This window comes from Paenibacillus sp. FSL H8-0079, from assembly GCF_037991315.1.
In the GTDB taxonomy this organism is placed as follows: Bacteria; Bacillota; Bacilli; order Paenibacillales; family Paenibacillaceae; genus Paenibacillus.
Map to the genome: position 1 here is coordinate 5151535 of NZ_CP150300.1, position 15009 is coordinate 5166543.

Annotated in this window: 15 protein-coding genes; 2 read left to right on the forward strand and 13 right to left on the reverse strand. The window is 45.6% G+C overall.

Going from position 1 to position 15009, the window contains the following annotated elements:
• The 4 genes from MHI06_RS23030 to MHI06_RS23045 all read right to left on the reverse strand — a co-directional run bounded on the left by MHI06_RS23030 (nt 1) and on the right by MHI06_RS23045 (nt 3513).
• Nucleotides 1-960, reverse strand: coding sequence for a cation diffusion facilitator family transporter (locus MHI06_RS23030; protein ID WP_340399234.1), 960 nt, complete (start codon nt 958-960; stop codon nt 1-3).
• 73 nt (nt 961-1033) lie between these two features.
• Nucleotides 1034-1942 carry a protein translocase subunit SecF gene (gene secF / locus MHI06_RS23035; protein WP_340399235.1) on the reverse strand — a complete coding sequence of 303 codons (909 nt, stop codon included), beginning with the start codon at nt 1940-1942 and terminating at the stop codon, nt 1034-1036.
• Nucleotides 1932-3182, reverse strand: coding sequence for a protein translocase subunit SecD (gene secD, locus MHI06_RS23040; RefSeq protein ID WP_340399236.1), 1251 nt, complete (start codon nt 3180-3182; stop codon nt 1932-1934). Before secD ends, secF begins: the two co-directional genes overlap by 11 nt.
• A gap of 91 nt (nt 3183-3273) precedes the next feature.
• On the reverse strand, nt 3274-3513 hold the full coding sequence (locus MHI06_RS23045; protein ID WP_036617497.1) for a post-transcriptional regulator: 240 nt from the start codon (nt 3511-3513) through the stop codon (nt 3274-3276).
• A 227-nt stretch (nt 3514-3740) separates the two neighbouring features.
• Here MHI06_RS23045 and spoVB point away from each other — a divergent pair, with 227 nt between their 5' ends.
• Nucleotides 3741-5363, forward strand: a complete 1623-nt coding sequence (gene spoVB, locus MHI06_RS23050) for a stage V sporulation protein B (protein WP_340399237.1) — start codon at nt 3741-3743, stop codon at nt 5361-5363.
• A gap of 3 nt (nt 5364-5366) precedes the next feature.
• On the opposite strand, the gene MHI06_RS23055 is transcribed toward spoVB, so the two are convergent.
• Nucleotides 5367-6131, reverse strand: a complete 765-nt coding sequence (locus MHI06_RS23055) for a DUF421 domain-containing protein (protein WP_340399238.1) — start codon at nt 6129-6131, stop codon at nt 5367-5369.
• 181 nt (nt 6132-6312) lie between these two features.
• Here MHI06_RS23055 and MHI06_RS23060 point away from each other — a divergent pair, with 181 nt between their 5' ends.
• Nucleotides 6313-6705, forward strand: coding sequence for a TIGR04086 family membrane protein (locus MHI06_RS23060; RefSeq protein WP_017686772.1), 393 nt, complete (start codon nt 6313-6315; stop codon nt 6703-6705).
• A gap of 119 nt (nt 6706-6824) precedes the next feature.
• Here the strand turns inward: MHI06_RS23060 and yajC are convergent, their stop codons facing one another.
• The 8 genes from yajC to MHI06_RS23100 form a co-directional block, all read right to left on the reverse strand.
• Complete coding sequence (gene yajC / locus MHI06_RS23065; RefSeq protein WP_036616875.1) at nt 6825-7136, reverse strand: preprotein translocase subunit YajC; 312 nt, start codon at nt 7134-7136, stop codon at nt 6825-6827.
• A gap of 68 nt (nt 7137-7204) precedes the next feature.
• Nucleotides 7205-8341, reverse strand: a complete 1137-nt coding sequence (tgt, locus tag MHI06_RS23070; RefSeq protein ID WP_036616872.1) for a tRNA guanosine(34) transglycosylase Tgt — start codon at nt 8339-8341, stop codon at nt 7205-7207.
• 85 nt (nt 8342-8426) lie between these two features.
• Entirely contained in the window at nt 8427-9455 is a 1029-nt protein-coding gene (gene queA, locus MHI06_RS23075; RefSeq protein WP_169481809.1) for a tRNA preQ1(34) S-adenosylmethionine ribosyltransferase-isomerase QueA, read from the reverse strand.
• Between the two features lie 7 nt (nt 9456-9462).
• Nucleotides 9463-11547: a SpoIID/LytB domain-containing protein gene (locus MHI06_RS23080; RefSeq protein ID WP_340399239.1), complete on the reverse strand. Its 2085-nt coding sequence runs from the start codon at nt 11545-11547 to the stop codon at nt 9463-9465.
• A 105-nt stretch (nt 11548-11652) separates the two neighbouring features.
• Complete coding sequence (gene ruvB / locus MHI06_RS23085; protein WP_017686767.1) at nt 11653-12663, reverse strand: Holliday junction branch migration DNA helicase RuvB; 1011 nt, start codon at nt 12661-12663, stop codon at nt 11653-11655.
• 55 nt (nt 12664-12718) lie between these two features.
• Nucleotides 12719-13333: a Holliday junction branch migration protein RuvA gene (gene ruvA / locus MHI06_RS23090; RefSeq protein ID WP_169481806.1), complete on the reverse strand. Its 615-nt coding sequence runs from the start codon at nt 13331-13333 to the stop codon at nt 12719-12721.
• Entirely contained in the window at nt 13330-13833 is a 504-nt protein-coding gene (gene ruvC / locus MHI06_RS23095; RefSeq protein ID WP_017686765.1) for a crossover junction endodeoxyribonuclease RuvC, read from the reverse strand. Before ruvC ends, ruvA begins: the two co-directional genes overlap by 4 nt.
• Nucleotides 13834-14140: 307 nt before the next feature.
• A complete protein-coding gene (locus tag MHI06_RS23100; protein WP_340399240.1) occupies nt 14141-14833 on the reverse strand; it encodes a BofC C-terminal domain-containing protein in 693 nt (230 codons plus the stop codon).
• Nucleotides 14834-15009: the final 176 nt, after the last annotated feature.

The window sequence follows — 15009 nt, forward strand, 5'->3', positions numbered from 1 at the left end:
CTACTGAATTAATGTCGCTTCGTGATCGGGCAGTTCATGATTGGATTTATAGGGATAACCTGGATCATAAGGTATCGCTTGAATCTGTACTTCTTTCACATGACTGAAACGGGTTAGCAGTAGTGTCTTGGCCCGATTCGCAATCTCCTGTGCTTCCAATATTGAGATCCTTGGATTCACACTAATAACCAGCTCAATCGTAACGTCATGTTCCTGTTCACGTGCAACCAAATGTTCAATGGTAATGATGCCATACACCCGCTGTACAGTCTCTTTGAAATCGGACGCTTCTTCTTGCTCCAGTTCTTGAACAAGTGAACCATATACCGTGTCAACAATCATTCGGTAACCCTTGTGAAGCACAAAACTGGAAGCAATCAACGCAGCCGTGGGGTCCAGGTAGAGCAACATACTCAAGCCCGTCTCTTCACCAGCCATCGAACCGATAATACCGATTAATACGGTGAGCGAGCAATAGAGTGCACGGCGATGTTGCTGTGCATAGGCCAGCGCCTGAGACTGATTTCGTTTACGGAAATATCTGTACTGAAATTGAAAAATTGCTTCCTTCACAGCCAGAGCCGCAACAGCCACCAAAAGTACTGACTTGCCAGGTGCTTCCGGTTCACTTCCGGAGAGACTACCCAATGCAGAGATGGCAAGCTGCAATCCACCCATGAGGATCAGGACAGATAACAATACTGAAATTCCCGGTCTGGCAACACGTGAATGTTCTCTAAACCGTTCCCTGCGAGCCTTGCTCTTATGGCGTACAGACTTGGAGGGAAAAAGACCAGCCAGGGCAGAACCAGCTTCAGAAGCAGAATACAAGCCGTCAGCGAGCAATGATTTGCTGTTTGCCATATAACCGACTCCCGCTTTGATCACCGCAAGTCCCATATTACCAGCAATACCGCTCCATGTGGCAGCATGAGCAGATGGGATATGTTCTCTGGTCATGAATATTCCCCCTTAATTCTGTACATAAAGTTGCAAAACCGCGCCTGGCAGACGCGGCTTCACAATAAGATGTTTAGTTAGATTCTTTAGCTACTGTTTTTGGCTTGTTAACTTGTTTACCTTTGAGCGTCAACCATAATGGTGCTGCAATAAAGATTGAAGAGTAGGCGCCGAACAGTGTTCCGATAACCATCGCAAGCGAGAACATGCGAATGGATTCTCCGCCAAAAATAAACAAACAAAGTGAAGCAACAAAAACTGTAAATGTTGTATTTAGTGAACGAGTCATTGTTTGTGACAAACTGTGATTGACTACCTCACGCAAGTCGGCTTTGGATGTCTTTTTGGCAAATCGCAAATTCTCACGAATCCGGTCAAAGATAACGATCGTATCATTGATCGAGAATCCGACAATGGTCAGTACTGCAGTAATGAAGGTCAGATCCACTTCCAAACGGAAGATGGAGAATACGCTTATTACAACAAATGCATCATGGAACAGTGAAACGACCGCTGCCACAGCAAAGCGCCACTCAAACCGGATCGCAACATAGATCATGATCCCGATACTTGCAATGAGTACCGCGTAGATCGCGTTGCGCTCCAATTCTTTGGCCATCTCCGGATCGACGGTATTTACTTCATAGGAAGCTGATGCATCCAGTTTGGTAAATTCCTGTTTAAATTTGCTCTCTTGGGTCTCATCCAATTCATTGGAGAAACGAACATTTACACGGTCAGCCCCCGATGTAATGGTAACATCACCCTCATCAACACCGATGTCCTTAACGATAGGTTTAATCTGCTCCGCTGTGATTGCTTTGGATACCGAGATATCCACATTCGAGCCAGCACGGAAATCAACGGCGTAATTCAAACCCAAAGCCAGAATGCTGACAATCCCCGTAATCGTCAGAATAATCGAGAAGATATAGGCAATCTTACTACCTTTAACATAATCAAAATTCCAATTAAAGCGCACGAATTTCACTCTCCTTCACTCCGAAGTACTTAGGCTTCTTCAACACGTTACCCCGTACAAGCAGGGTCAACAGGAAGCGGGAGAAGAAAATATTCGTGATAATACTGGTGACAATATCAAAAATCAGCACGAGTGCAAAACCTTTTACCGCACCTGTTCCCAAGAAGAACATAACAGCCGCAGCAATAATGGTTGTGATGTTGGAGTCAATGATTGTTCGGAAGGAATGTTTACCACCCGCTTTAACCGAAGACAAGATCGACTTACCACTGCGCATCTCTTCTTTAATCCGTTCGTACGTGATGATATTGGCATCGACCGCCATCCCTATACCCAGGATAAACGCCGCAATACCTGGAAGGGTAAGTACGAATTCTCCCATATAGAAGATCGCAAGTACAAGCCACGTATGTGTGATCAAGGCAAAACTCGCAATAATACCAGGAATGCGATAAAGCCCAATCATGAACACCAGGATAATAACGGAACCAATTAATCCCGCTTTAATAGTCTGATCCAGAGAAAGCTTACCAAGTGTTGCACCAACACTTTGTGAATACTTCTCTGTAAGTTTCAGTGGCAATGCACCCAGGTTAATGGTGTCACGAAGCTGGTTTGCTTCGTCACGTGTGTAAGCACCCGAAATCTGAGCGGAACCATCTGTCAACTGTTGTCTAACGGTTGGAGCAGAGAGTAGCTCATCGTCCAAATAAATCGCAAGAGGTTGTCCGATCAAACGTTTGGTAATCTCGGAAAATTTGGCTTTGTCTTTCACTTGAATGTCAATCATAGGCTCATTCAATTGAGTGAATACAACTTTGGCTGCATTCTCAACAAATTCATTTCCGCGAAGTTCGATTTTGGTGTATTCGTCTTCCTTGTCATTATCAGCTTTACTACGGAAGGTCAAAACTGCTGGTTCTTTCATTTTGGCTCTAACTTCAGCCTCGTCTGTAACCCCTGCCAACTTCAATCGAATCCGGTTGCTTCCTTCAGTGGTTACCTCCGGTTCGCTTGTTCCGAGCGCATTGGCGCGGCTTTCAAGACTCTTGGCCGTTTGCACCAGTGATGCTTTGGTGACTTGTTGTCCCTCATCGAGCGGCTCTGCTTCATATAAGATCTCGTAGCCTCCCTTTAAATCAAGGCCCAAGCGTATATTTTTGAGCAGCTCCGGGCTTGTTCCCACCATTACCCCTGTGGTGACAAGCACGACCAGAATGAAACTGATAATTCTTTTCATGCCGTTCCTAGATCCCCTTTCGTTCTCAATATTCCTATTATAGCGATGCCGTAAAAAGCAGTCAATTTTCAACAAAAAAGATCCCTTTCGTCTAGAAAGAGGACCCCCGGTATGCAGACACGGTCATAAAGTTCATAAAGCTTGTTGCTTTCAGTGACAAAATGTCGTTCACCAGCTGGTGAAGCGGTGGGATGCCCTGTTTTTCATATTTATGACTGACGCAATTCCAGACATCTTTGCTGGTGACATATTCGTAACCGACAAGCCTTAATTCCTCCGCCTTGCTACGGCAGAGCATCTCTATTGACTGTTCCAACTCCACATCATTCATTTCTTCCAACGGGGAGCCTCCCTTCGTACATCCAAGCCTTTATGCGGCATCAATATTACATCATTCGACTTCGCCTGATCATATTCCTTCTTGCTGGTTATGGTTCTTTTTGTTAATCGTGTCCAAGTTGTCATGAGAAGATGAAGGACTGGCATAGGATGAAGTACAACGGCTTTGTCCCGTTTATGATGATAACCTGTACTTTCAACCGGGAAAGAGGGGTAGTCTTGAAGAAACAGACATTTATCCAGGGGGCCATGATCCTGCTCGCGGCAGGCATAGTTAATCGAATACTTGGTTTCATCCCCCGCATAGCGCTGCCACGAGTCATCGGTGCAGAAGGTGTTGGCATCTACCAATTGAGCTATCCCTTTTTTATCGTACTGGTGACATTAATTACGGGTGGTATTCCGCTAGCAGTAGCCAAGCTCGTAGCCGAAGCTGACACCGGTGCCAATCGTTATTCCCCCCAGCGCATCCTGCAAATAAGCTTAAGCTTCACGCTGACGTTGGGTGTAGTATTCATGTTTTTGTGCATTATATTTGCACCATGGGTTACCAAGTACGTGCTCACAGATGAACGGGTGTACCATACGTTCGTTAGTATGAGCCCCATGATTGCCATTATCGCGGTATCTGCCGTCTACAGAGGGTACTTCCAAGGCAAGCAAAATATGATGCCTACTGCCATTTCATCCATTGTTGAAACCATCATTCGCATCGTCTGTGTCATCTGGTTTGCCTGGCTTCTCCTCCCCCACGGTATTGCACAGGCGGCTGCAGGTGCCATGCTGGGCGCACTCGTTGGAGAATTCGGCGGTATGCTTGTACTCTTGTGGAAGTATAACAGGCAGAAGAATGAGTTGCCGCTAGGTAATCATCAGAATATGTCCAATCTCTCAAGCAAGCCTATAACCACAGGAACCCCAGTTATGAAAGATACAGATACTACGCAGACCGGATTAATTCGGCGTTTGCTTGCGATTTCTGTTCCCGTTACGGCAGGTCGATTAGTTGGCTCTCTCTCCTATCTGGCTGAAACCATTGTCACTGCCCAGAGTCTTGCTCTGGCAGGCATATCCAAAGGACTTGCCACAGCACAGTATGGTGCACTACAAGGTATGATTATCCCTTTACTGCTGCTGCCAGGGGCACTAACCTCATCGCTTGCGACATCACTTGTACCTTCACTGTCCGAAGCTTCTGCTCAGGGAGATCGCGCACTGATTCACAAAAGAATGCATCAAGCATTACGTTTGGCACTCGTGACAGGTGCTCCGTTTTCTGTGTTTATGTATGTGCTTGCCGAACCGATGTGTCTTGTTCTGTATAATGATGCATCGATCGGAAGCATGCTTAAGCTAATGGCTCCTTTTGCTTTGTTCATTTATATTCAAGCCCCTCTTCAAGCTGCATTGCAAGCCCTTGACCGTCCAGGCAAAGCACTGCTAAATACATTTATCGGTGCTGTTATCAAAATCACGTTGATTTTAACGCTCGCTTCCCGGCCCGAGTATGGCATCTTCGGTGCAGTTATCGCGATCTGTGTGAATTCTACTGTGGTTACCCTATTACATGCCCAAAGCGTACGTAAAATGCTACAGTTCCGCTTCAAGATCATGGATTGGGTCAAAACGGGAGCCGGAATGTTTATTATGGGAGCAGCAACCCTGCTTGTATACGAAGAGACTGCCATGATTTTGCCTTTCTGGGTCCGAATGCTTCTCGCTCCTTTCGTTGGCCTCATCGTTTATTTCATCGTTATGGGCTGGACCAAGATGATTGACTTCCATGATCTGTCCCGTGCTCCTTTTATAGGTTCATGGTTCAAACGTCGGTCAAGCAAATGATGTTCACTTTTTATCATCTTTTGGACTTACATACACCTTGCCATTGTGATCGATAGAACATATAAACACATCTTTGAAATCCATAATTCCGTTGTGCTGAATTTGATTTTTTAGCCAAAATCTCGTTTTCTGAATGAGTTCCAGATTCTGATCTTGGACCTTGCCGTCCATAATTAAGGGCAGTGGCAGACCTTCATATTTGATATTGGGGAATCCATCAATCTGATTTTTTCCTGCTTTGGATTTACTGGAAGAAGACCCTTCTGAGTCAGAGTCAGAAGAACTGCTACTGCTGCCATTAGAATCATTCTGATCTTTAGGAAACACGGTCAGCTTACCTGTAGTCTCCAAAATGGCGAAATCAACTTCTCCAATACTATCTACATTCTGTTCACGAAGCTGTAACAACAGATCATCCAGGTTATATCGCTGTTTGCGCATCTCATCCCGATGAAGAACGCCTTTGGATATCAATACGGTAGGTTTGCCATCAATCATTAAGCGCAGTCTCCGACTTTTCAAACCGACAAAGGCCATTCCGATTTGCACGATGATGACCGTCAGCATGGGTGCAATCCCATGAGACAAAGGTTTATCTATATCTTCAATGACAAAGGCAGCCATCTCCGCGAGCATAATCGACACGACCAGATCAAACATGGATAGCTTACCGATCTCACGTTTACCCATAACCCGAATAGCACAGTACACAAGAAAGTACATGAGAATGGTTCGAAAGATATGTGCTCCGACATCTGGGAAGTTCACAATAGGGGTCCTCCTTCGAAACTGAGTTTTTGACAGTTAGCTGTAGTGCAATCCCTATTTTGACCTGAACCTTACATGCTCATGCAGAAATAATCCGTTCATTTAATGGAAATCAGTTCATAAGTCCGAAGGCTTGACCATACACTGTATTAACTTATAACTTGTACAAGGGGGTTGCTTCATGCAATTGATCCGCCGCTTGGTTTCGTTTCGAGTGTCCAATCCGATTCTGTCAGGCCTCTGTCAGGCTTTTGTATGGATGTTTATCGGAGCATTAATTCTCTCCTTGTTTCTCTGGATGAGCGGAATGCGGGAACAGGACCTCTCGTTGTATACCTATGTTGTTCATGGCTTGTCGTTATTGGTTGGTGGTTTCGTGGCAGGCAAACGCTCTGGTGAAAAAGGATGGTACTACGGAGGGATTACCGGAATCGTATATGGACTCCTTGTACTGTTGATCGGATTTCTCGCGTTGGATGCTTCGTTTAATTGGAAAGATAGTTTGCAACTACTCAGTGCTTTCTTCATCTCAGCTCTCGGTGGCATGTTTGGCGTTAACACACATCGTTCCTGATTGACTGGTGAGTACATCGACCTTCCCTCATAAAAAAAAGAGAACCGATCTCCAGGGAGACCGGTTCTCTACTAAGGAATACGCCACAAACGCACCCTCGTTATTCTATGTTACAGTAACTATTCAACAGCCGTATCACGAGCTACAGCCGTGCTGATTGCATTACGGTCAAATGTAAGCTTAGTTACATCGTTTACACGCAATACAACCACATCGTCCGTAATCTCAGCGATCGTACCGTGAAGGCCACCAATCGTTACAATTTTATCGCCTTTTTTCAATTGGCTCAGCATGGAATTCCGTTGCTTTTGCTTTTTGTTCTGTGGACGAATCATTAAGAAGTAGAAAATCGCAACCATGAGTACTAAAGGTACAATCAAAGATACGATCCCACCGCCTTGCGCTCCTGCTAGAGGCATTCCTTGAAACATTCAAAACTCCCCCTTATCGACTATACATACAGATATTGCTTGTTACGCCGGTTTCCTTTAAATCTCAATCAGAAACCTTTGTCATTGTCATGAAGACCATATTGATCGAAAAATTCATCCCGGAAATCAAGCAAACGATCTTCCATAATGGCTTTACGTACATTACGCATCAAATTCTGCAAGAAATGAAGATTATGGATTGTCGTCAAACGCAGGCCAAATGTTTCATCTGCTTTGATCAAATGACGCAGGTAAGCTCTGGAATAGTTGCGACAAGTGTAGCAATCACATTCAGGGTCAAGAGGCCCAAAATCAGTTGCAAACTTGGCATTACGAACTACCAGACGTCCTTGACTGGTCATTGTTGTTCCGTTACGGGCAATCCGAGTAGGCAGAACACAATCGAACATGTCCACTCCACGAATTGATCCCTCAATCAATGCATCGGGCGAACCTACCCCCATCAAATAACGTGGTTTATTGGATGGCAACAAAGGTAACGTGTAATCCAATACACCATACATCAAATGTTTCGGTTCTCCAACACTCAGTCCACCAATAGCATACCCCGGGAAATCCATGGAAGTCAAATCTGCGGCGCTCTGACGGCGAAGATCTTCATGCATGCCTCCCTGTACGATGGCAAACAAACCTTGATCATGCGGACGAGCGTGACTTTCGAGACAACGTTCTGCCCAGCGGCTCGTTCTTTCGAGTGATTTTTTGACATATTCATATTCAGCCGGATACGGTGGGCATTCATCAAACGCCATCATAATATCGGAGCCAAGTGCATTCTGGATTTCCATCGCCACTTCAGGAGAAAGGAACTTCTTGTCTCCGTTCAGATGGGAGCGGAAGTTAACGCCTTCTTCCGTAATTTTGCGCATCTCGCTGAGAGAAAACACTTGGAATCCGCCGCTGTCCGTCAAAATTGGACGATCCCAGTTCATGAACTTGTGCAATCCGCCAGCTTCACGAATAATTTCATGTCCTGGTCTTAGAAACAGATGATACGTATTACTCAAGATAATCTGAGCATCCATTTCTTTCAATTCTTCAGGGCTCATTGTTTTGACAGTCGCCTGTGTACCTACAGGCATAAAGGTCGGTGTCTCAATGATACCGTGAGGTGTATGTACACGTCCCAGACGTGCACCGGACTGTTTACAAGTTTTGATATGTTCATACGTAATTGCTGCCATTGGTTTTAATCATCCTCTAAAAGTTAATCGTTATACTAATGAAGCAATTTCATAATACCTTTATTAGTGAGTTATGAAATTGCTTCTAATATATCAACATGGCATCGCCGAAGCTGAAGAAGCGGTATTGCTCTTGAATGGCTTCCTCATATGCCTGCATAATATGTTCCCTGCCTGCAAGTGCACTAACCAACATCACCAACGTGGATTTCGGAAGATGAAAATTCGTAAGCATCCCATCGATCACTTTAAAGGAGTAGCCTGGATAGATGAAAATGCTGGTCCATCCGCTGCTCGCTTGCAGTAATCCATCCTCGAATTTGCTCCCTACCGTTTCCAAAGTACGGCAGCTCGTTGTCCCAACCGCAAAAACGCGGTGTCCATTCTCTTTTGTCTGGTTAATCAGGTCTGCTGTTTCTTGTGACAAGGAGTAATACTCCTCATGCATGACATGATCTTCTACAACATCTACAGACATCGGTCTGAATGTTCCCAGTCCTACATGAAGCGTGATGAAGGCGACATTAACGCCTTTGGCACGAATCTGATCCAACAATTCATCCGTAAAATGTAGTCCCGCCGTAGGTGCAGCCGCCGATCCTTCATGCTTGGCATACACGGTCTGATACCGTTCGCGGTCATCCAATGTCTCTTTGATATAAGGTGGCAACGGCATCTCGCCCAAACGGTCCAGAATCTCCTGGAAGATTCCATTATACGTGAACGTGAGTGTACGTGCCCCCATCTCGCCTTCTTCTTCAATGATCGCTTTCAGTTCATCACCGAATACGATGACCGAACCGGCTTTCAGTTTTTTACCCGGCTTAACCAGTGCTTCCCACTTGTCGCCTTCCACATTTTTAAGCAATAACACTTCCGCTTTTGCTCCGGTATCTTCTTTTGTACCGAACAGACGGGCTGGAAGAACACGGGTATCATTCAGAATCAATGTATCGCCAGACTCCAGAAAGTCGATGATATCAGGAAATGTTTGATGATTAATCTCACCACTATCTTTGTTCAAGGTAAGCAATCGGGATGCCGTGCGATCAAGCAGCGGCGTCTGTGCAATCAATTGCTCTGGTAATTCAAAATCATATAAGTTCACATTCATTTTAGTTTCATTCCTTAACAATAGTCGCATTTTGATAATAGTGTTTCAATATTGCCTGGTAATCATACCCTTCATCTGCCATACCTTTGGCTCCCCATTGGGACAAGCCCAATCCGTGGCCATTACCATGACCGATGAACATGTAGGTCTGACCCTGCGTTACAGCTCTCGCTTGACCATCACCACTCATAACCACAAGTGCATTACCGGATGACGTTCCTGTACCAGAGGAAGACAATACAGAGGCCCCATTTGAGCCGGTTTTACTGGCTGTTTTGCCGTCAGCGCCTAATACAGTATAACTTCCGGTCCCTGCAATATCAAATAAAGTGCTCGGTAATCCACCCAACGCAGAGCGGTAGGTATCTGCATATTTCACCGTCATAGCCTGTCCGTTGGCAGTGACTTCAAGTGCTCTTCCGGAAGGTCCACGCTTGGTTACTTCCAAGGTTGAGATTGAAGCAGGAACAGATGCTGTTGTTTTACCCTGAAGAGATTTAACCAACTGAGCTGACGTGAAAGGTCCTCTCACCCAGGCATAGTCGTTGGATTGAGCCACTTTTGCCAGTACAACAGCTTCGTTACCTGGATTCATTTTGGCTACAGGTTCAACGGTGGATTGAATTAACGGAATGGCACGCACATTGGTATTCTGAGCCGTTACCGTCACTTTGGCCAGTCCCGCATTGGTCTTTGTCGTTAATTCTTTGATGTTATCCTCACGAATGTACCCGCTAACGCCTGAACTGAGCATCACATGGTACCACGTATGTAATCCTGCCTGGGCCGATGTATCCCCTGAGCTAACCACATTGGTGAACACACCTGCTCCGCCGTTCCATACCTCGGAAGGATGAGCCGTCTGTCCGCCCGCGTTGGAGGAGAACACAGCTTCGATGATTTTACCACCGCTCTTGACCACTTCTCCAGCCGTTGCATCTACTGCGCTGGTTACTTTATCATTCTCCGAACCAATCCCGTTATAGGCTTGGCTGAGCGTCGTATCCACGACATTCGCTATTTTGAAACGTTCACCCTGTTGAAGCGCGTAGGATCGAGCAGCTACGGCTTGGACTTTCAGAGCCTCAGCAGGCCAGGAGGAATACACCTCTGCCCCTACGACAGAGTACAGGTATTGCTCCAGTGGAACGACGTTGACCAACGCCAGATCACCGCTCACGATGCTGATTTCCATATCTCCACGATACGTTCGCTCGGAACGCTCCACCACTTTGATACCATTGCTATTTCCTTGTACCAATGCTTTGGAATCAGTACCTGCAATGGTGTAATGCGGAGCTGTTTTCAGTGCATCCGTACTTAATCCTGCATCCTGACGGATGATGAGCCCTGCGCTATTGTTGACAGGTGAAAGACTTACCCCCGGAGCTTTGGCTTCCACACTTTTCTTCAATGTGGATAATTCCGCATCCGTTGAAGCTTCACCCACCCATACTGCATATGCTTGACTTCCCCCACTTAGTTGAAGGACTGGATAGGCACTAACTCCTGTTGATAAAAGGTTGGCTTGAGCTGCCTCTGCTTCCTGAATCGAACCATAGGTTCCAGCAGACAGGCGTTTACTTCCCGTTACAGCTGGCTTTTGACCAGCCAATTGAGCTGCTGCTACCTTTTGTATCCGTGTAACAGCTTGTCCAGCAAGTGCCTCCGTTGCATAGTTACCAGTGTAGAGCTGGTAGATCGCATTTCCATTCAAAGAGGTTGTGAACAGCAACGGCTTATCCGCGGTTGCCTGCAACAATTTTGCTGCTGCAGATGCTGCCTTAAAGTCCGCTGTTTCCAACACCTTCACTCGGAATCCATCTGCACTGAAACGGACTTGTCCTGCCGGAAGGCTTACATTTGCGCCACTCTCCGATTGAATGCTCCATTGTCCCGTCGATTCAAGCGTAATGAGTGGTGTAGTTGATTTATACGTACTACCCAGATTCGCAAACATGGCTACCCGGATCGTCTGTCCATCATTTCCTGCTGCATACGCAGGCACTTGCAGACAACCCACTGTCAAAAGAGCTGCCGCCAGTACCTTCAATCGACGACTCCACTTCTTCGTTCGTATTGCTTTTCCCACAATCAGACTCCTCTCCATGCATTTCTTTCATTTTATATCGGATTAACACGTAATTATTTCAATGTTTATGGTGAACGTTCAAATGAGCATGTTCAACAGGTTCGATTATTTCCCATCTCTTGGTGGAACAGGAAGACCCAAGTGATGATAGGCGAGATCTGTTACGATCCTGCCCCTTGGTGTACGCTGAATCATACCAATCTGAAGCAGATACGGTTCATAGACATCCTCGATCGTCTGACTTTCTTCACCGATTGTAGCAGCAATTGTATCCAATCCTACGGGCCCCCCCCGGAAGCTGTTGATCATAGATTTGAGCATCTTATGATCAATGTCATCCAAGCCACGTGGATCGATCTGGAGACGTTGCAGCGCTTCTTCTGCCAGTGTCTGCGTTATAATTCCATCACCACGTACCTGTGCAAAGTCACGTACTCGTTTTAACAAACGGTTCGCTATCCTCGGTGTCCCACGTGAGCGCAATGCAATCTCTTCCGCAGCATCTCCCACAATCTCCACACCCAAAATTTCTGTAGAGCGTGAGACGATGTAAGCCAGCTCATCAACCGTATAGAATTCCAAGCGACTGATAACACCAAATCGGTCTCGAAGTGGCGCAGACAGCAAGCCAGCGCGCGTTGTAGCCCCAATCAGAGTGAATGGCGGCAGATCCAACCGAACGGAACGTGCACTTGGACCTTTACCAATCATAATGTCCAATGCGGAATCTTCCATAGCGGGGTACATGACTTCTTCAACCGTACGATGCAAACGATGAATCTCATCAATAAACAGGACATCGCCTTCCTGCAGATTGGTTAACAATGCTGCCAGATCACCCGGGCGTTCAATGGCCGGGCCTGACGTAGTTCGTAAATTAACGCCCAATTCGTTGGCAATGATATTGGCAAGTGTTGTTTTACCAAGTCCAGGTGGTCCATATAACAAAACGTGATCCAATGCCTCATTACGAAATTTGGCAGCTTCAATATATATCTTTAAATTTTCCTTCACCTGATTCTGCCCGATATATTCGTTCAGATACCGGGGACGAAGGCTCAACTCAACATTCTGGTCCTCCATCATCAGGTTCGCGGAAATAATCCGATCATCCATGTTCATCCCTACCTTTTTTTGCAGGCTACAGCTAAATTATAATATGCAAATTGTATTATCCCGTAAACAGCATTTGCAGCGCCTTTTTCATCAACACATCAACGGAATCCGCTGTAGTAACATCCTTTTTCATTTTGAGCCATACTTTATCAAGCTCACTGTCAGTATACCCAAGTGCCTTGAGACCTTCACGTGCCTCATCCCAGGCTGAACCACTTCCTGACTCTTCCGATGGAGGAGCGAACAAACCTGTTGCATAAGCTGCCGTGCCAAAACTATCCAGCTTATCCTTGAGATCCAGGATCATGCGTTGTGCAGTCTTCTTGCCAATGCCTGGCAATTTGGTCAAGAACGTAAGATTCTCCTGGTAAATCGCCGTAACCACATGTTCTGGTGTACCACCAGCGAGTATGCCCAGCGCTACTTTTGGACCGATACCAGATACTTCAATCAGTTTACGGAACAAACGCTGTTCATCTCGTGTAACAAATCCAAACAGCAACATCGCATCCTCACGCACATGATGGTGAGTGTACACCGTAATTTCGCCTTCTTGCTTCGCAAACGCAAATGGGTTCGGACAGAATACGCGATACCCCACACCATGAACATCCAGCACAATATAATCATTCTCTACATGAATGAACTGTCCTCTTAGAAAATCAATCATTTTCGCAATACCTCATTCAACTTGGAATTTAATGTATAAGAGTGTGCGTGGCACACAGCTACAGCCAATGCATCCGCTACGTCATCCGGTTTAGGAACGACCTGAAGACGCAAGAACATTTTGACCATCTCCTGTACTTGCTTCTTCTCTGCTTTACCGTACCCAACAACGGCCTGCTTGATCTGCATTGGCGTATACTCTGCAATAGGTAAACCCTTCTGCGCGGCAGCGAGTACCATAACTCCTCTGGCCTGACTGACAGACATCGCTGTTGTAACGTTCCGATTGAAAAAAAGTTTCTCCAGCGCTACTGCGTCCGGTTTGTATTTATCAATCAATTGCACCATACCTTCATATACGTGAAGCAGCCGTTCCTCTTCAGGGGTATGAGCTTCCGTCTGAATACATCCATATTGTACGGGTACCACCTTACTGCCGATTTTATCCACAAAACCAAAACCAACAATCGCAATCCCCGGGTCAATTCCCAAAAAACGCAAAACCATCTCTCCCTCACAAAAGCGAACATATGTATCGTTCATTTCATTATAACAAAAGATAGACCCTGCGGCAGGAAAAACTTTGTCTAACCGATTACTCGTCTTTATTCGTGTATTTTTTACATATTTATACGTATTTTCATGTATTTCAATTCAAACAACAAAAAGGACATCTCTTCGATGTCCTTCATCACATTCCACATATTTGGGGGTCTATCCCTAGTTTCGTAAACCCCCAATGCTATTGCTATACCCACCATCTTATCAGTACTTCAGCATCTTAATGCTTTAGGTGAGGACTATTGGACTACCCTCCATTGCGGATTAGATGATGGTCTTCATCCACTGCATAGTCACTGAACGTAGAGATTACGCTATCATACTCATCCTTATCCTGAATTCGAATGCCCTGCTGCAATTGCTCCAGTACGCCTTCAGGCAAAGAACTCTCCAACGTCCCAACATCCAATTGAAAGAATGTACGAATGACCTTCTCTTCTGCTGGCTTACCCTCATACAAATTAAGATTACCTACAGCATCTATGCTGATATACGCCTGCTGTTTACAGAGCGGTGAAAGGTCATCTACACGTTGCTTCAGATGCAGCTCATCGGATGTGCCAACGTTAGCATCCCATTCCGGATGTTGAGCCAGCAGCATCTTCAACTGTGGTCTAGCCATCTTGCCTAACTGCTCTGTCTCCACTCCGCAGATGTACTGTGTTTCCAAAACTACACTCGTTAAATGATCCGGATCAGCATCAAGTTGCTCTACTAACGCCTGAATCTCCTGTTCAGATCTTGTTTCCTGCGTAACAGGTCCCATCACACTGGTTGCCTCACTGAAATTAGTCGTGAGCAAACGTTCAATCGTAGATGAGATAGGCAAACCGCTATAAGCCAATATGGTAACTACAAGTAAAGCCGCGGTCATCCATAATGTTCGTTTCCACCGTCGCCAGCGTCTCTTGAATTGTTTCCTGAAGTTAAACGTGTTCACATGAACCCCTTCTATCACTTTTTAAACCTATTGTGACCTAAATAACGGGGCTTTATGCAAAACTAACTCGTCGTCTGAAGAGGGGAACCCGCACGTGTTATGTTAGTGCGCATATTGTGATAGTATCCGACTTGTAATGATCGTAACTTATAAAGATAAACATAAAAAAGTACTAT